This window comes from Streptomyces sp. NPDC048211 (assembly GCF_043202315.1).
Classification (GTDB): domain Bacteria; phylum Actinomycetota; class Actinomycetes; order Streptomycetales; family Streptomycetaceae; genus Streptomyces.
This window is the reverse complement of record NZ_JBIDAD010000003.1, coordinates 363,236-379,100: the sequence shown is the minus strand read 5'-3', so window position 1 is coordinate 379,100 and position 15,865 is coordinate 363,236. Positions and strand designations below refer to the sequence as shown.

At 71.2% G+C, this 15,865-nt stretch carries 18 protein-coding genes; 15 read left to right on the top strand and 3 right to left on the bottom strand.

Annotation, left to right across the window (positions count from 1 at the left end):
- Positions 1-227 precede the first annotated feature (227 nt).
- The 7 genes from ACGFZA_RS14495 to ACGFZA_RS14465 all read left to right on the top strand — a co-directional run bounded on the left by ACGFZA_RS14495 (position 228) and on the right by ACGFZA_RS14465 (position 5,545).
- Positions 228-1,349, top strand: coding sequence for a SchA/CurD-like domain-containing protein (locus ACGFZA_RS14495; RefSeq protein WP_306068699.1), 1,122 nt, complete (start codon positions 228-230; stop codon positions 1,347-1,349).
- 76 nt (positions 1,350-1,425) lie between these two features.
- Positions 1,426-1,860: a cupin domain-containing protein gene (locus tag ACGFZA_RS14490; RefSeq protein ID WP_326734226.1), complete on the top strand. Its 435-nt coding sequence runs from the start codon at positions 1,426-1,428 to the stop codon at positions 1,858-1,860.
- Positions 1,857-3,125, top strand: coding sequence for a beta-ketoacyl-[acyl-carrier-protein] synthase family protein (locus ACGFZA_RS14485; RefSeq protein WP_393679148.1), 1,269 nt, complete (start codon positions 1,857-1,859; stop codon positions 3,123-3,125). Before ACGFZA_RS14490 ends, ACGFZA_RS14485 begins: the two co-directional genes overlap by 4 nt.
- Positions 3,122-4,360 carry a beta-ketoacyl synthase N-terminal-like domain-containing protein gene (locus ACGFZA_RS14480; protein ID WP_385285035.1) on the top strand — a complete coding sequence of 413 codons (1,239 nt, stop codon included), beginning with the start codon at positions 3,122-3,124 and terminating at the stop codon, positions 4,358-4,360. Before ACGFZA_RS14485 ends, ACGFZA_RS14480 begins: the two co-directional genes overlap by 4 nt.
- A gap of 38 nt (positions 4,361-4,398) precedes the next feature.
- Entirely contained in the window at positions 4,399-4,656 is a 258-nt protein-coding gene (locus tag ACGFZA_RS14475; RefSeq protein ID WP_385285037.1) for a phosphopantetheine-binding protein, read from the top strand.
- A 1-nt stretch (position 4,657) separates the two neighbouring features.
- Entirely contained in the window at positions 4,658-5,137 is a 480-nt protein-coding gene (locus tag ACGFZA_RS14470; RefSeq protein WP_385285039.1) for an SRPBCC family protein, read from the top strand.
- A gap of 75 nt (positions 5,138-5,212) precedes the next feature.
- Positions 5,213-5,545, top strand: coding sequence for a TcmI family type II polyketide cyclase (locus ACGFZA_RS14465; RefSeq protein WP_385285040.1), 333 nt, complete (start codon positions 5,213-5,215; stop codon positions 5,543-5,545).
- Between the two features lie 73 nt (positions 5,546-5,618).
- On the opposite strand, the gene ACGFZA_RS14460 is transcribed toward ACGFZA_RS14465, so the two are convergent.
- The 3 genes from ACGFZA_RS14460 to ACGFZA_RS14450 form a co-directional block, all read right to left on the bottom strand.
- Positions 5,619-6,680, bottom strand: a complete 1,062-nt coding sequence (locus ACGFZA_RS14460; RefSeq protein WP_393679144.1) for a methyltransferase — start codon at positions 6,678-6,680, stop codon at positions 5,619-5,621.
- A 35-nt stretch (positions 6,681-6,715) separates the two neighbouring features.
- Entirely contained in the window at positions 6,716-7,789 is a 1,074-nt protein-coding gene (locus tag ACGFZA_RS14455) for a nitrous oxide reductase family maturation protein NosD (RefSeq protein ID WP_393679142.1), read from the bottom strand.
- A gap of 142 nt (positions 7,790-7,931) precedes the next feature.
- On the bottom strand, positions 7,932-9,560 hold the full coding sequence (locus tag ACGFZA_RS14450) for an acyl-CoA synthetase (protein ID WP_393679140.1): 1,629 nt from the start codon (positions 9,558-9,560) through the stop codon (positions 7,932-7,934).
- A gap of 165 nt (positions 9,561-9,725) precedes the next feature.
- Here ACGFZA_RS14450 and ACGFZA_RS14445 point away from each other — a divergent pair, with 165 nt between their 5' ends.
- From ACGFZA_RS14445 to ACGFZA_RS14410, 8 genes are all read left to right on the top strand, one after another.
- On the top strand, positions 9,726-10,526 hold the full coding sequence (locus tag ACGFZA_RS14445; protein ID WP_385285047.1) for a crotonase/enoyl-CoA hydratase family protein: 801 nt from the start codon (positions 9,726-9,728) through the stop codon (positions 10,524-10,526).
- Positions 10,527-10,541: 15 nt separating this feature from the next.
- Positions 10,542-11,483 carry a Zn-ribbon domain-containing OB-fold protein gene (locus ACGFZA_RS14440; protein ID WP_385285048.1) on the top strand — a complete coding sequence of 314 codons (942 nt, stop codon included), beginning with the start codon at positions 10,542-10,544 and terminating at the stop codon, positions 11,481-11,483.
- Positions 11,484-12,536 carry a thiolase domain-containing protein gene (locus ACGFZA_RS14435; protein WP_385285049.1) on the top strand — a complete coding sequence of 351 codons (1,053 nt, stop codon included), beginning with the start codon at positions 11,484-11,486 and terminating at the stop codon, positions 12,534-12,536.
- Positions 12,529-13,695 carry a thiolase domain-containing protein gene (locus ACGFZA_RS14430; protein ID WP_393679137.1) on the top strand — a complete coding sequence of 389 codons (1,167 nt, stop codon included), beginning with the start codon at positions 12,529-12,531 and terminating at the stop codon, positions 13,693-13,695. Before ACGFZA_RS14435 ends, ACGFZA_RS14430 begins: the two co-directional genes overlap by 8 nt.
- A gap of 173 nt (positions 13,696-13,868) precedes the next feature.
- Entirely contained in the window at positions 13,869-14,129 is a 261-nt protein-coding gene (locus ACGFZA_RS14425; RefSeq protein WP_393679135.1) for a DUF397 domain-containing protein, read from the top strand.
- Positions 14,130-14,344: 215 nt separating this feature from the next.
- Entirely contained in the window at positions 14,345-14,566 is a 222-nt protein-coding gene (locus ACGFZA_RS14420) for a superinfection immunity protein (RefSeq protein ID WP_385285053.1), read from the top strand.
- Between the two features lie 210 nt (positions 14,567-14,776).
- Positions 14,777-15,187: an ACT domain-containing protein gene (locus ACGFZA_RS14415; protein ID WP_385285055.1), complete on the top strand. Its 411-nt coding sequence runs from the start codon at positions 14,777-14,779 to the stop codon at positions 15,185-15,187.
- A 93-nt stretch (positions 15,188-15,280) separates the two neighbouring features.
- Complete coding sequence (locus ACGFZA_RS14410; protein ID WP_018550733.1) at positions 15,281-15,781, top strand: hypothetical protein; 501 nt, start codon at positions 15,281-15,283, stop codon at positions 15,779-15,781.
- Positions 15,782-15,865: the final 84 nt, after the last annotated feature.

The window sequence follows — 15,865 nt, the reverse complement described above, 5'->3', positions numbered from 1 at the left end:
CCATGCCCTTGTCGGAGCCTCGTCGGAGCGGTTCGGACGCCCGCTCACCTGAACGGTTCATAAATCTCGCGTCAGCCGGACCAGCGTTTCACGATCGGTCACGGAGACGTCGCCCACGGTCCGGGAGGACTGTGCGCATCCGCCGGGAGTTTCCCCGCTCCGCCCCCCACTCGACGGTTCCCCACCGGCCCGGCCGGTTCTCCCCTCGCCTCGAAGGAGTTCGCAAGATGACCACCACCCTCTCGGAACGGACCTCCCAGTCCGCCTTCGACGGATCAAGGCTGCGGGTCATCCTGCTGCTTGACCTGCACGACGGCGCCCAGAAGCAGTTCCTGGAGGCGTACGAGCACATGCGCAACCAGGTCGCCTCGATCCCCGGCCACATCAGTGACCAGCTGTGCCAGTCCATCGAGAACCCGTCCCAATGGCTCATCACCAGCGAGTGGGAGAGCGCGCCGCCCTTCCTCGCCTGGGTGAACAGCGAGGACCACGTCGCCACGGTCCAGCCACTGCACAGCTGCGTGCGCGACACCCGCTCGCTGCGCTTCAGCGTCCTGCGCGAGACCGGCGCGGCCTTCGAGGAGAGCTTCGAGCCCGTCAAGGGCGGCCTCCAGGCCGCGCCCCGCCTCGGGGACGGGGTGGTGCGCCACGCGCTGACGTTCACCGTCAAGCCGGGCACCGAGGAGATCGTCGCGAAGATCCTCGCCGACTACGACTCCCCGCAGGCCCGGGTCGACGAGCACACCCGACTGCGCCGCACCTCGCTGTTCATGCACGGCAACCGGGTGGTGCGCGCGGTCGAGGTCGAGGGCGACCTCCTCGCGGCCCTGCGGCACGTCTCCCGGCAGCCCGAGGTCCGGGCCGTGGAGGAGGCGATCAACCCGTACCTGGAGCAGGACCGCGACCTGGCCGACCCCGACTCCGCCAGGATGTTCTTCACCCGGGCGGCCCTGCCCACCGTCCACCACGTGACGACTGGCCGCCACGCGGCAGGGGAGCGCAAGCGCCACGCGCTGTTCTACCAGGCCAAGGAGGGCTGCGGAATGGCGCTGGCCCGCCTCCTGGCAGAGCACGACGAGGAGGAGGCCGACAACACCGGCAGCCCCATCGAGAGCAGCACGATCTTCCAGCGCGACGACATCGTGGTCCGTCTGCTGGAGGTGGGCGGCCCGCTCGACGCGCAGCCCGCCAAGGCCCTCGGCATCCACGGCCCCGGCAAGGCCGCCCGGCTCGCCCGCCTCCTCGACGGCGAGGCGAACGCCGTGCCGTCGAGCGACGAGGACGCCGCACGATTCCTGGCCCGGTCCGAGATGAAGCTGATCACCGACCGGCGGGCCGCGGAGTCCTGAGCCGCGCAGCAGCACCCTGGGGGGTTCTCGCTCAACCCGTCGACACAACGCGCCATGCGCCAGGAGGAAAGCAGCCATGACCATGCACCGGCCACGCATCGTGGACCTCAGTGAGACCCAGCCCAACACCAGGCGCGGGGGTGACCTGCGCGCCCTCCTCACCCCGACGGCCGTGGGCGCCACCAGCGGCTTCATGGGGCTGGCCATCATTCAGCCCGGCGACCGCATCGCGGAGCACTACCACCCGTACTCCGAGGAGTTCGTCTACGTCGTGGACGGGCTGCTCGAAGTGGACCTGGACGGCGAGCCGTACGCGATGCGGCCGGATCAGGGACTGCTGATCCCCCTGAACGTACGCCACCGCTTCCGCAACGTCGGTGACGTCGAGGCGCGCATGGTCTTCCACCTCGGCCCGCTCGCGCCCCGTCCGGAACTCGGTCACGTCGACACCGAGGTCACCGAGTCGGCGGAGCGGGGCGCGCCGCCAGAACGAACCGAGGCAGCCTCATGACCCGGCGTGTGGCCGTCACCGGCGTCGGCGTAGTCGCCCCGGGCGGCATCGGCACCCCGGCCTTCTGGGACCTGCTCTCCAACGGCCGCACCGCGACGCGGGGTATCACCCTCTTCGACCCGGCCGGCTTCCGGTCCCGGATCGCCGCCGAGTGCGACTTCGACCCGGCGGCGTACGGGCTGGACGAGGAGGAGGTAGCCCGGGCGGACCGCTACGTGCAGTTCGCGATGGTGGCCGCCCGCGAGGCCCTCGCCGACGCGGGCCTCGACCCGGAGCGGACCGACCCGTGGCGCATGGGCGTCTCGCTCGGCACCGCGGTGGGCGGCACCACCCGGCTGGAGCACGACTACGTCGCCGTCAGCGGCAGCGGAGCACGCTGGGACGTCGACCACCGCCCGGCCGGGCCCCATCTGGAGCGCGCCTTCTCACCCAGCTCGCTTGCCGCGGCGGTCGCCGAACAGGTCGGCGCGCACGGACCGGTGCAGACCGTCTCCACCGGCTGCACCTCCGGCCTGGACGCGATCGGCTACGCCTTCCACTCCATCGAGGAGGGCCGCGTCGACGTGTGCATCGCCGGGGCGTCGGACTCCCCGATCACCCCGATCACCGTCGCGTGCTTCGACGCGATCAAGGCGACCTCGGCCAACAACGAGGACCCGGAGCACGCTTCCCGGCCCTTCGACTCCCGCCGCGACGGCTTCGTGATGGGTGAGGGCGGAGCCGTACTCGTCCTGGAGGAACTGGAGCACGCCCGCGCCCGCGGCGCGACGGTGTACTGCGAGATCGCCGGCTACGCGACCTTCGGCAACGCCTACCACATGACCGGGCTGACCCCGGAGGGGCTGGAGATGGCCGAGGCCATCAACCGGGCGCTCGGGCACGCCGGGATCGCCGCCGCGGACATCGACTACGTCAACGCGCACGGCTCGGGCACCAAGCAGAACGACCGGCACGAGACCGCCGCCGTGAAGCGGGCGCTCGGCGCGCACGCCCACGACGTGCCGATGAGCTCCATCAAGTCGATGGTGGGCCACTCGCTCGGGGCCATCGGCGCGATAGAGATCGCCGCCTGCGTACTCGCGCTGGTCCACCAGGTGGTGCCGCCCACGGCGAACTACGAGTCACCGGACCCCGAGTGCGACCTCGACTACGTGCCCCGCACCGCACGTCCGCTGAAGCTGCGCAGTGTCCTGTCGGTGGGCAGCGGATTCGGTGGATTCCAGTCCGCGGTGGCCCTGACCAGGACCGGTGGGAGGACACCATGAGCACCGACAAGGCCCGGCGTACCGTCGTCACCGGCATCGGCGTCGTCGCCCCCAACGGCACGAGCACCGAAGCCTTCTGGAAGCGGACGCAGGAAGGCATGAGCGTCCTGGACCGGGTCACCCGCGAAGGATGCGAGGAACTGCCGCTGCACGTGGCCGGCGAGGTCAGGGGCTTCGACCCGGTCTCGCTGATCGAGGAGCGCTACCTCGTCCAGACCGACCGATTCACGCACTTCGCGATGGCCGCGGCCGACATGGCCCTGGACGACGCGCGCCTGGGCCGCGCCGACTACGAGAAGGCGCCGTTCAGCGTGGGCGTGGTGACCGCGGCCGGTTCGGGCGGTGGCGAGTTCGGCCAGCGCGAGCTGCAGCGGCTGTGGGGCCAGGGCTCCAAGTACGTCGGCCCCTACCAGTCGATCGCCTGGTTCTACGCGGCCAGCACCGGCCAGATCTCCATCCGCGGCGGCTTCAAGGGGCCGTGCGCGGTGGTGGCCAGCGACGAGGCCGGTGGCCTCGACGCCCTGGCGCACGCCGACCGGTCCGTCCGGCGCGGCACCGACGCGGTGGTGGTCGGCGCGGCCGAGGCACCCCTCGCGCCCTACTCCGTCGTCTGCCAGCTCGGCTACCGCGACCTGAGCGCCGCAGAGGACCCGACGCGGGCCTACCGCCCGTTCACCTCGGACGCCTGCGGATTCGTGCCCGCCGAGGGCGGCGCGATGTTCGTGGTCGAGGAGGAGGGCGCGGCCCGCGAGCGCGGCGCCCGGGTCAGGGCGGAAATCGCCGGTCACGCGGCCACCTTCACCACCGCCATGCGGTGGGAGGAGTCGCGCGAGGGGCTCGCCCACGCCATCGGCGGCGCGCTGCGGGAGTCCGGCTGCGCGCCCGAGGAGATCGACGTGGTCTTCGCGGACGCCCTCGGGGTCCCCGCCGCCGACCGGGCAGAGGCGCTGGCCCTGGCCGACGCGCTCGGCGCGCACGGCCGGCGCGTCCCGGTGACCGCACCGAAGACGGGCATCGGACGGGCCTACTGCGGAGCCCCCGTCCTCGACACGGCCGCCGCCGTTCTCGCCATGGAGAACGGCCTGATCCCGCCCACGCCCAACGTGTTCGAGGTATGCCACGACCTCGACCTGGTCATGGGCCGGGCCCGCCCCGCCGAACTGCGCACGGCCCTCGTGCTCAGCCGCGGCCTCATGGGCTCGAACGCGGCGATGGTGCTCCGGCGCCCCGCGTAAGCCTCACCGAAACCCCTCGTGAGAAGGAGAAGCCCCTCATGACCGATCGACTGACGTACGAAGAGCTGGCCGTCCTGATGAAGAAGGGCGCCGGACTGACCGTCGACCCCAAGGAGATGGAGAACCGGTCCGGCACCGCCTTCGACGAGTTCGGCCTCGACTCGCTGGGCCTGCTCGGCATCGTCGGCGTCCTGGAGAACCGGCACGGGCAGCCGCTGCCGACAGACGCCGACCGCTGCAAGACGCCCCGCGAGTTCCTCGACCTCGTCAACAACAGCCTCATGACAGGAGCCTGAAGTGTCCGGACACACCGAGAACGAGATCGTCATCGCCGCCCCCCTGGACCTCGTCTGGGACATGACGAACGACCTGGAGAACTGGCCCCAGCTGTTCAGCGAGTACGCCTCGGTCGAGGTCACCGAGCGCGACGGCGAGCGGACCACCTTCCGCCTGACCATGCACCCCGACGAGAACGACAAGGTGTGGAGCTGGGTCTCCGAGCGCACCACGGACCGCCCCGGACGCACCGTCCGGGCCCGCCGTGTCGAGCCCGGACCGTTCCAGCACATGGACATCCGGTGGGAGTACTCCGAGGCTCCCGGCGGCACGCGCATGCGGTGGACGCAGGACTTCGCGATGCGTCCCGACGCCCCGGTCGACGACGCGTGGATGACCGACAACATCAACCGCAACTCGCGTGTCCAGATGGAACTCATCCGGGACAAGATCGAGCAGCGTGACCGCGAGCGCCGGACGGCCTCCGTCCCGGCCAACTGACGTACCGTCCGCAGACGGTCCGGCCACCCGGCGCCCGGCCGGGTACCGGGCCGGGTACCAGAAAGGCATCACCCGATGCACCACGCTCTGATCGTCGCCCGGATGGCGCCGGAGTCGGCGCCGGACATCGCCGAGCTGTTCGCCGCCTCCGACAGCAGTGAGCTGCCGCACCTGGTCGGCGTCACCCGGCGCAAGCTGTTCCAGTTCGGCGACGTCTATCTGCACCTGATCGAGTCCGAGCGCCCTCCCGGCCCGGAGATCGCCAAGGTGACGGACCACCCGGCGTTCAAGGACATCAGCGACCGGCTCACCGCCTTCGTCAGCCCCTACGACCCGCAGACATGGCGGGGCCCGAAGGACGCGATGGCGCAGGAGTTCTACCGGTGGGAGAGCGACTCCGCCGTCTGACGCGCAAGACCGCCCCGGGTCCGGCCTTCCGGCCGGACCCGGGGCGGTTTCCGTGCTGCCCGGAACGGACGGGTCAGTCCGGGACCACGCACTCGAAGGCGTGCAGATACGGGTTGACCGGCCGGATCTCGCCGATCCTCAGCCCCGCGTCGGACAGCCGGTCGACCAGGCTCTGCCGGGTGTGCTTGGCACCGCCGACGTTCAGGAGCAGCAGCAGGTCCATGGCGGTGGTGAACCGCATCGACGGCGTGTCGTCGACGAGGTTCTCGATGACGACGACCCGGGCCCCGGGACGCGCCGCGGCGAGGACGCTGCGCAGCGCCCGGCGGGTGCTGTCGTCGTCCCACTCCAGAATGTTCTTGATGATGTAGAGATCGGCCGCGACCGGAATGCCCTCACGGCAGTCACCGGCCACGATGCTGGCCCGGCCGGCGAGCGAACCGCCTTCCCGCAGCCGCTCGTCGGCCCGGGCCACCACGCCCGGCAGGTCCATCAGGGTTCCGCTGACCGACGGGTGCTTCTCCAGCAGGCTCGCCAGTACGTGTCCCTGGCCGCCGCCGATGTCGGCGACCGACGACACCCCGGTGAGGTCGAGCAGAGCGGCGACGTCCAGCGCGGACTGCACGCTGGAGGTCGTCATGGCCTGGTTGAACACCTGGGCCGACTCGTGGGCGTCCTGGTGGAGGTAGTCGAAGAACTCCTTGCCGAAGACGTCCTCGAAGACGTTGCCGCCGGAGCGCACCGCGTCGTCCAGCCGGGGCCAGACCTCCCACGTCCAGGGCTCGGTGCACCACAGGGAGATGGCTCGCAGGCTGTTCGGGTCGTCCTCGCGCAGCAGCCGGGACATGTCGGTGTGGGCGAAGGTGCCGTCGGCGTGCTCGGTGAAGATGCCGTAGCAGGACAGGGCGCGCAGCAGCCGCTGCAGCGGCACGGGTTCGGTCTTCACCACCTCGGCCAGTTGGGCCGCGGTGGCCGGCGTGTCGCCCAGTGCGTCGGCGACACCCAGCCGGGCCGCGGCGCGCACGGCGGCGGAGCGGGCCGCGCCGAACACGATCTCGCGCAGGCGCATGGCCGGCTGCGGGGTCGGGACGGGCTGGACGGGTGTGGTGGTGGGGGTGGTGCTCACGGTGGTCATACCGTCTCGCTTCTCCTTGTGCGGGGGGACACGGGTCAGCACATTCCGGCCGGTGCGGAGGTGGTGCAGACATTGCCGGTGAAGCGGTTGCCCGTACCGGTGTCCTCATTGGCCAGGTCCGCCGGCTGGTTGCCCGTCACCACGTTGTCGCTGATGGTGTTGTCGGTGTTCTTCGCTCCGACGAAGCTCTTGAACAGCACGACGCCGCCCGAGAGCGGTGTGGCACCCACGTTGTCGCGGATCAGGTTGGAGCGCACCTCGGTGGTCTCGGTGCCGGTGAGGACGATTCCGGAGCCCTGGATCGCCGGCAGCCGCTCGGTGGCGGCGCAGAACTTGTTGTTCTCGGTGATCCGGTTGGACCGGATGGTCATGGCGCCGGCCTTCGGCGTCCCCTCGTCGCCCACGACGAACACGCCGCTGCAGTTGGCGGTGAAGGTGTTGCCGCTCACCGAAAGGTTCCGCACACGCCGTGCGGTGAACCCGATCCGGTTGTCGGTGAGGGTGTTGCCCCGGACCCGGGTGCCTTCGGTGTCGGTGGCGCCGCCCTCCTCGTCGACGCTGTTGGCGACGAAGATGCCGGCGTCCCCGTTGGCACGGGCGGTGTTGCGGCGGATGTCGGAGCGGGTGGACCGCTGCTGTGCGATGCCCCAGACGCCGTTGGACGCGGACGTCACCGAGCGGACCGTGAGCCCGTCCGTCCAGGACGCCCAGACACCGCTCCTGGTGAAGCCGGAGACGGTCAGGGACCTGATGGAGACGTCGTCCACGGTGTGTCCGGACGTACCCAGGACGCAGATGCCGTTGCCGGCCTTCGCGCAGGCGTTGTCCGGCTGCGTCCCGCTCGCGCCCGGCTTGATGACCGTACGGTCCCCGGAGCCGCGCAGGGTCAGCCCGGGCGTGGTGATCAGCACGCTCTCCCGGTAGGTGCCGGGACGGACGACGATGGTGTCACCGGGTCGCGCGGCGTCCACCGCTGCCTGGATCGACTGGCCCGGACGCACCACATGGCCGCTCGCGGCGGCGGCCGGCACGGACGGCGCGACGACGCCCAGTCCGGCGGCCGAGGCGGCTGCGATGCTCACGAGGCATTTGATGTGTCGTTTCCTCATGAGCCGAAGCTATGGGCGATCACCCCCCGATGCCACGCAGGGTGCCCGGTTGGGCACGGGGCGTGCCCGAATGGCTTACGCCGTCATGAAGGCCCCGCGCCCGTGGTGGACGCGAGGCCGGGCACTCGGGTGATTCGCCCCCCTATCGGTCGGCGGCCGGGCGGGGTGCGACGACCGTGCGGGCCCACCGGTAGTCGGCCTTGCCGCTGGGGGAGCGCTGGATCTGCGGCGCGATGACCAGGTGGCGCGGGATCTTGTAGCCGGCGAGCCGGGTGCGGCAGTGGGCCTGGACGTCGCGGAGCGTCGGCGCGTCGGCGCCCTCCCGCAGTTGCACCACGGCGGCGACCTGATTGCCCCACCGCTCGTCGGGAGCGCCCGCGACCAGCGCGTCGTACACGTCCGGATGGGACTTGAGCGCCTGCTCGACCTCCTCCGGGTACACCTTCTCGCCCCCGGTGTTGATGCACTGCGAACCCCGGCCGAGCACCGTCACGATGCCCTCGGCGTCGACGGTCGCCATGTCGCCGAGCAGCACCCACCGCTCGTCGCCCTTGCGGAAGAACGTCTCGGCCGTCTTCCCCGGGTCGTTGTAGTAGCCCAGCGGTACGTGGCCGCGCTGGGCGATCCGCCCCGGCTCGCCCGGTGACACCGGCTCGTACGTCGCAGGGTCGACGACCGCCGTACGGGCGTTGACCCGGAGCCGGAAGCCGTTCTCCGGACCGGAGTCGGCGGTCGCGGTGCCGTTGAAGCCGGACTCGGAGGAGCCGAAGTTGTTGAGGAGCATGACGTGGGGCACCAGTGCCTGGAACTCCGCCCGCACCGAGTCGGACATGATCGCGCCCGAGCTGGACACGGAGAACAGGGCCGAACAGTCGGTGCCCTTCAGTGGCCCCTTCAACGCGTCGATCAGCGGCCGCAGCATCGCGTCGCCCACCAGTGACACGCTGGTGACCTTCTCCTTCTCGATCGTACGGAGCACCTCGTGCGGCACGTACTTGCGGTGCACGACGACCCGCTGCCCGAAGTTGAAGCCGATGAACGCGGTGAGGGTCGAGGTTCCGTGCATCAGCGGGGGAGTGGGGAAGAAGGTGATGCCCTCCCCGCCGGCGGCCACCCGCTCGGCCAGCTCCTGCGGGGTCCTGACCGCGTCGCCGGTCGGCGCTCCGCCGCCGAGGCCGGAGAAGAACAGGTCCTCCTGACGCCACATCACGCCCTTGGGCATGCCCGTGGTGCCGCCCGTGTAGATGATGAACTGGTCGTCGGCGGAGCGGGCCGGGAAGCCGCGTCCGGGATCCCCGGCGGCCTCCGCCTCGGCGAACGCGACGGCGTCGGGCCCGGGTGTGCCGTCGGCGGACGGGCCCACCCGTACGAGGTGGCGGAGCTTCGGCGCCCGGGGTGCGGCGGCCGCGACCCGCTCGTCGAACTCGGCGTCGAAGACCAGGGCCGTCAGGTCCGCGTCGCGGTAGAGGTAGACCAGCTCCTCCTCGACGTAGCGGTAGTTGACGTTGACCGGGACGATGCGCGCCTTCAGGCAGGCCAGCACGGTCTGGAGGTACTCGATGCCGTTGTAGAGGTGCAGTCCCAGGTGCTCGCCCGGGCCGATGCCCGCTTCGATGAGGTGGTGGGCGACGCGGTTCGCCGCGGCGTCGAGCTCCGCGTAGGTGAGCCTGCGCTCGGCGCCCGTCCCGGGATGGTCGAGGTAGACCAGCGCCTCGCGTTCCGGGACAGCGTCGACGACCGATTCGAACAGGTCGGCAAGGTTGTACTCCACCGTTCCTCCTGACCCCGGTTGCTGAGTGGCTCGGCGGTCATTAGAGCGCCGACCGGCACAAGTGGGAAGGGGGCCCGGTAAGAAATCTGACTCTCTGTCAGAAAACTATTGAACTGCAACTCCGCTTACTGCAACCTGTTCTAGCCTTGAGACGGGAGACAGACCATGGGCGGTACGGAACACCTCACCGTGCAGCGCGAAGGCGCCACACTGGTGCTCACCTTGAACCGGCCCGAGAGCAAGAACGCGCTCTCGCTGCCGATGCTGGTCGGCCTGTACGACGGCTGGCTCGCCGCGGACGGGGACGAGGAGGTCCGCTCCGTCGTCCTCACCGGAGCCGGCGGCTGTTTCTGCGCCGGAATGGACCTCAAGGCCCTCGCCGGCAAGGGGATGGAGGGCGAGCAGTACCGGGAGCGGATGACGGCCGATCCCGATCTGCACTGGAAGGCCATGCTGCGCCACCACCGCCCCCGCAAGCCGGTGATCGCCGCCGTCGAGGGCCATTGCGTGGCCGGCGGCACCGAGATCCTGCAGGGCACCGACATCCGCATCGCGGGGGAGAGCGCCACCTTCGGCCTCTTCGAGGTCCGGCGCGGCCTCTTCCCCATCGGCGGATCGACCGTACGGCTGCCGCGCCAGATCGCCCGCACCCACGCGCTCGAAATGCTGCTGACCGGCCGCCCCTACACCGCCGATGAAGCCGCCAGGATCGGGCTGATCGGCCGGGTCGTCCCCGACGGCACCGCTCTGGAGGCCGCCCTGGCCGTCGCCGAACAGATCAACGCCTGCGGCCCGCTCGCCGTCGAAGAGGTCAAGGCCTCGGTGTACGAGACCGCGGAGATGACCGAGACCGACGGCCTCGCCGCCGAACTGAAGCGCGGCTGGCCCGTTTTCGCCACCGCCGACGCCAAGGAGGGCGCCCGCGCCTTCGCCGAGAAGCGCCCGCCCGTCTACCGGCGGGCCTGACCCATAGGAGGCACCGTGCCCGACGTCCTCAGCGCACCGCTGGTGGTCGAATTCCCCTTCACCCGCTCCCTCGGCCCGGTGCAGAGCGCCTTCCTCACCGGACTGCGCGAACGCACCGTGCTCGGCGTCCGGACCACGGACGGCAAGGTCCTGGTCCCGCCCGTCGAGTACGACCCCGTCACCGCCGAGGAGATCCGCGAGCTGGTCGAGGTCGCGGCCACCGGAACGGTCACCACCTGGGCCTGGAACCCGCACCCCCGCCGCGACCAGCCGCTCGACACCCCCTTCGCCTGGGTGCTCGTCCGGCTCGACGGCGCGGACACCGCGCTCCTGCACGTGCTGGACGCCCCCGGGCCCGAGGCCGTCCGCTCCGGAATGAGGGTCCGCGTCCGCTGGGCCGGGACCCGCTCCGGCGCCATCACGGACATCGCCTGCTTCGAACCGTACGAGGGCGAGCCGGGCGGATCCGCCCCGCACGACGGTGAGTTCGCGGACCCGGTCGCCGGGATCGTCACCCCCGCGCGTCTCGACTACACCTATTCGCCGGGCCGTGCGCAGAGCGCGTACCTCGAAGCGCTCGCGGGCCGGCGCGTCGTCGGTGAACGCTGCCCCTCCTGCCGCAAGGTGTACGTCCCGCCGCGCGGCGCCTGCCCCACCTGCGGCGTCGCCACCGACGAACGGGTGGAGGTCGGACCGCGCGGCACCGTCACCACCTTCTGTGTCGTCAACATCAAGGCGAAGAACCTCGACATCGAGGTCCCCTACGTCTACGCGCACATCGCCCTGGACGGTGCGGACCTCGCCCTGCACGCCCGGATCGGCGGCATCCCGTACGACCAGGTACGGATGGGGCTGCGCGTCGAACCCGTCTGGTCCGAGGGGAACCGCCACCCCGACCACTACCGACCGACCGGCGAGCCGGACGCCGACTACGACGCGTACAAGGAGCTGGTCTAGATGCGGGACGTAGCGATCGTCGCCTTCGCGCAGACGGACCACCTGCGCCGCACCGACGAGCTCTCCGAAGTCGAGATGCTCATGCCCATCCTGCACCAGGTCCTCGACGCGACCGGACTCAGGACCAGCGACATCGGCTTCACCTGCTCCGGCTCCAGCGACTACCTCGCCGGCCGGGCCTTCTCCTTCACCATGGCGCTGGACGGCGTGGGCGCGCACCCGCCGATCTCCGAGTCCCATGTCGAGATGGACGGCGCCTGGGCCCTGTACGAGGCCTGGGTGAAGATCCAGACCGGCGAGGCCGACACCGCCCTCGTCTACGCGTACGGGAAGTCCTCACCCGGCGAGGTGCGGGACGTCCTCACCCGGCAGCTCGACCCGTACTACACCGGCCCGCTGTGGCCCGACTCCGTCGCACTCGCCGCGCTCCAGGCCCAGGCGCTGATCGACGCGGGCGACACCGACGAGGCCGCGCTCGCCGCCATCGCCACCCGCAGCCGCGCGGACGCCTCGGACAACCCGCACGCGCAGCTCAGTGGCGCCGTTCCGGCCGGCGACTACCTCGTCCAGCCTCTGCGGACCGGCGACTGCCCGCCCATCGGCGACGGCGCCGCCGCCGTGATCCTCGCTGCCGGAGACACCGCACGGGCGCTCTGTGCCAGGCCCGCCTGGATCCGCGGCATCGACCACCGCATCGAGGCCCATGGCCTCGGCGTACGCGAACTGACCGAATCGCCGTCGACCCGGCTCGCCGCCGAACGCGCCGGAGTCTTCGACCGCCCCGTCGACACCGCCGAACTGCACGCACCGTTCACCTCCCAGGAAGTAGTGCTCCGCAAGGCGCTCGGCCTGGGCGACGAGGTCACGGTCAACCCGTCCGGTGGCGCGCTCGCCGCGAACCCGGTGATGGCCGCCGGGCTGATCCGGCTCGGCGAGGCCGCCGCCCGCATCCACCGCGGCGAGTCCGACCGGGCGCTCGCCCACGCCACCTCCGGGCCCTGCCTCCAGCAGAACCTGGTCGCCGTCCTCGAAGGGGAGAGTGCTCATGCCTAAGGAGCCCGTGGCCGTCGTCGGCGTCGGCCAGACCAAGCACGTCGCCGCCCGCCGCGACGTCTCGCTCGCCGGCCTCGTCCGCGAAGCCGCCGTGGCCGCCCTCCAGGACGCCGGGCTGACCTGGGCGGACATCGACGCCGTCGTCATCGGCAAGGCCCCCGACTTCTTCGAGGGCCTGATGATGCCGGAGCTCTACCTGGCCGACGCACTCGGCGCGGTCGGCAAACCGATGCTCCGGGTCCACACCGCGGGCTCGGTCGGCGGCTCGACCGCACTCGTCGCCGCGAACCTCGTCGCGGCCCGCGTACACCGCACCGTCCTCACGCTCGCCTTCGAGAAGCAGTCGGAGTCCAACGCGATGTGGGGCCTCTCGCTCCCCATTCCGTTCCAGCAGCCGCTGCTGGCGGGCGCCGGCGGTTTCTTCGCCCCCCATGTGCGCGCCTACATGCGCCGGACCGGGGCGCCCGACACCGTCGGCTCCCTCGTCGCGTACAAGGACCGGCGCAACGCCCTCAAGAACCCGTACGCGCACATCCACGACCCGGACATCACCCTGGAGAAGGTCCAGGCGGCGCCCATGCTCTGGGACCCGATCCGCTACTCGGAGACCTGCCCCTCCTCCGACGGGGCCTGCGCGATGATCCTTACCGACCGTGCCGGCGCCGAACGCGCACCGCACCCGCCCGCCTGGGTGCACGGCGGAGCGATGCGCAGCGAGCCGACCCTCTTCGCCGGCAAGGACTTCGTCTCCCCGCAGGCCGGCAAGGACTGTGCCGCCGACGTGTACCGGCAGGCCGGGATCAGCGACCCGCGCCGGGAGATCGACGCCGTCGAGATGTACGTGCCCTTCTCCTGGTACGAACCGATGTGGCTGGAGAACCTCGGCTTCGCCGACGAGGGCGAAGGATGGAAACTGACCGAGGCGGGGGTCACCGAACTCGACGGCGATCTACCCGTCAACCCGTCGGGAGGGGTGCTCTCCACCAATCCCATCGGCGCCTCCGGCATGATCCGCTTCGCCGAAGCGGCCCTCCAGGTACGGGGGCAGGCGGGGGAGCACCAGGTGGAGGGGGCCCGCCGCGCGCTCGGCCATGCCTATGGCGGCGGAGCCCAGTTCTTCTCCATGTGGCTCGTCGGGTCCGAACCGCCCACGGGCTGACCCGCACACCCTCCGGACAGGCCGCACCCACCGCGTTCCGCGGCCTGTCCGGGACCGCCCTCGGTGGATAGGGTCTTTCGTTGGGATCAGGCCGGACCTCGCGAGCCCGCCAGGGATGACGGGGCAGCCCTCAGGCTCATTCCGGCCGCACACGACGAGCGTGAGGAGCCGATATGGCTCGAAGGACGAGGCCCCAGCAGCCCTTCGCCGGCTGGGACAAAGCGGAGATCGACCTCACCAACGCCCGTTGGCGTTCGGGTAGTCGGGGCATCGGAGACGTCCAGATCGCGTTCGTGGAGGGATTCATCGCGATGCGCAATGCCGGGCGCCCCGCCAGCCGCCCGCTGGTCTTCACCCCCCTGGAATGGCGCGCCTTCGTCGTGAACACCCGGCACGGCGAGTTCGACGCCGGGGCCGCACGCGGTGCGGTGTGATCCGGCGGACCGGTCTCCCGTCGCCCCGGGCCGGACGGGCGCGGTCCGCCGTCCGGGGGCGGGCCGGGCAGGGCGACTGATCATGCCCTTTCCTGAAGCGGTCCGAGGGTGAACAGGGGGCGGCGGAACCGCCGTTGACACCGCCGAACGCGGCGGTGACGCGGTGTGGACATCTGTTCACAGGCATGGAGAATGGGTCTTTCACATCCAGGAGCATGGGGGATCTTGTGAGTGGTAGTGGTGGTGTTCTCGTCCTCGCGTTAGGGCTGATAGCTGTGCTGGCCTACTTCGTGCCGGCCTTTGTCGCCTTTTCGCGAGGGGTGCCGAACAAGGGCTCCGTGTTCGTGATCAATCTGTTCCTGGGCTGGACCCTGGTGGGCTGGGTCGTCGCGCTGGCCATGGCGGCGCGCAGCAATCAGCAGCAGCCCCGTCTGTAGGCGCCGCCCGGACCCGTCCGCGATCGTCCGGCCCTGGAGCGCGTGAACGTCACCGTGGGTCCTGCCGTCCCCGAACGACTGGCGCGGCTGCCGGTGGAGCGTGGCCACGTCCCCCGGTCGGGGGTGGGGTCCACCCGCACGTGTCCGGCGACCGCGCCGGTGTCGCACGTCCTCACCGGCGGCATCGCACACGGTGGGTAGCGTGGCGGGGTGACAGGTGAGAGCGATCTTCGTGTTCTGCTGAGCAACCTGCGTCCCGAGCTGCACCCGGGGCGCTATGTCTACGCGGCCGCGCCCGGCGGTGTCGTGCCCGAGGGCACCGCCCCCGTCGTCACGGTCCGCGAGAGCGAAGGGCTCACGGTGGTCCTCCCGGAGGAGGAGGCCGCGGCCGCCGGGCTGACCACCGCCGACTACCCGGCCGGCTGGATCACCCTCCGTGTGCACTCGGCGCTGGAGGCCGTCGGGCTGACCGCCGCCGTCTCGCTCGCCCTCACCGACGCGGGCATCAGCTGCAACGTGGTCGCCGGACTCCACCACGACCACCTCTTCGTTCCGTACGACCGGGCGGCCGAGGCGGTCGCCGTCCTGGAGGGGCTGGCCGCCGAGTCCGGAGCCGGGTGACCGGGGCCGCCCGGGCCCTGCGGCGTGGGGGAACGGCGGTGGGCCGCCCGGGCCCGGCTCGGCGAGGCGGGCCCGGACACGTAACATGTCTCCATGTCCTTCCTCCGCCGCCGTAGCGCCGCCACACCCGCGGGCCCCGACTTCGACGTCCTGGCCATGGACCCGGGCGACTGGCCCGGCAACCTCGGCGCCGGTCTGCTGCCCGCTCCCGACGGGAGCTGTCAGGGTGTCTTCCTGCGCTACGACCTGTTCGGCGGCCGCGGCCCCGCGATGATCATCGGCAACCTCCCGGAGGGTTCGCCCGCCCGTGAGACCGAGGAGGGCCAGGTCCCCTTCGAGGTGGCGCAGCTGCTGCTCGCGCTGGAGAACGACGAGCCGGTCGAGGTCACCGGCACCGAGGACATGCCCGTCATGCAGGGCGACAACCTGCTGATCGTCCGACGTGTGAAGCTCTCCGAGAGCCGGATCTCCTGCGTTCAGTTCGACCGCAGCGACGGTGTACTCGTCACCATCGCCAGCTGGGACCGGCCGATCACCGACGATCTGTACACCCTTCTGAAGCCGCTGCCCGCCGAGCTCTTCCAGCAGGGCTGAGCCGGGCGCGGGCGCCGGGCCGCCCCACGGCGCCCGGCCCGGCGGTTTCACTTCCGTCCAAGTGCCGACGGCCTCCGTCCAAGA

Coding starts and splice junctions, on each gene's coding strand:
- ACGFZA_RS14495 (WP_306068699.1), top strand. CDS start 228: ATGACCACCACCCTCTCGGAACGGACCTCCCAGTCCGCCTTCGACGGA.
- ACGFZA_RS14490 (WP_326734226.1), top strand. CDS start 1,426: ATGACCATGCACCGGCCACGCATCGTGGACCTCAGTGAGACCCAGCCC.
- ACGFZA_RS14485 (WP_393679148.1), top strand. CDS start 1,857: ATGACCCGGCGTGTGGCCGTCACCGGCGTCGGCGTAGTCGCCCCGGGC.
- ACGFZA_RS14480 (WP_385285035.1), top strand. CDS start 3,122: ATGAGCACCGACAAGGCCCGGCGTACCGTCGTCACCGGCATCGGCGTC.
- ACGFZA_RS14475 (WP_385285037.1), top strand. CDS start 4,399: ATGACCGATCGACTGACGTACGAAGAGCTGGCCGTCCTGATGAAGAAG.
- ACGFZA_RS14465 (WP_385285040.1), top strand. CDS start 5,213: ATGCACCACGCTCTGATCGTCGCCCGGATGGCGCCGGAGTCGGCGCCG.
- ACGFZA_RS14460 (WP_393679144.1), bottom strand. CDS start 6,680: ATGACCACCGTGAGCACCACCCCCACCACCACACCCGTCCAGCCCGTC.
- ACGFZA_RS14455 (WP_393679142.1), bottom strand. CDS start 7,789: ATGAGGAAACGACACATCAAATGCCTCGTGAGCATCGCAGCCGCCTCG.
- ACGFZA_RS14445 (WP_385285047.1), top strand. CDS start 9,726: ATGGGCGGTACGGAACACCTCACCGTGCAGCGCGAAGGCGCCACACTG.
- ACGFZA_RS14435 (WP_385285049.1), top strand. CDS start 11,484: ATGCGGGACGTAGCGATCGTCGCCTTCGCGCAGACGGACCACCTGCGC.
- ACGFZA_RS14430 (WP_393679137.1), top strand. CDS start 12,529: ATGCCTAAGGAGCCCGTGGCCGTCGTCGGCGTCGGCCAGACCAAGCAC.
- ACGFZA_RS14425 (WP_393679135.1), top strand. CDS start 13,869: ATGGCTCGAAGGACGAGGCCCCAGCAGCCCTTCGCCGGCTGGGACAAA.
- ACGFZA_RS14420 (WP_385285053.1), top strand. CDS start 14,345: ATGGGGGATCTTGTGAGTGGTAGTGGTGGTGTTCTCGTCCTCGCGTTA.
- ACGFZA_RS14410 (WP_018550733.1), top strand. CDS start 15,281: ATGTCCTTCCTCCGCCGCCGTAGCGCCGCCACACCCGCGGGCCCCGAC.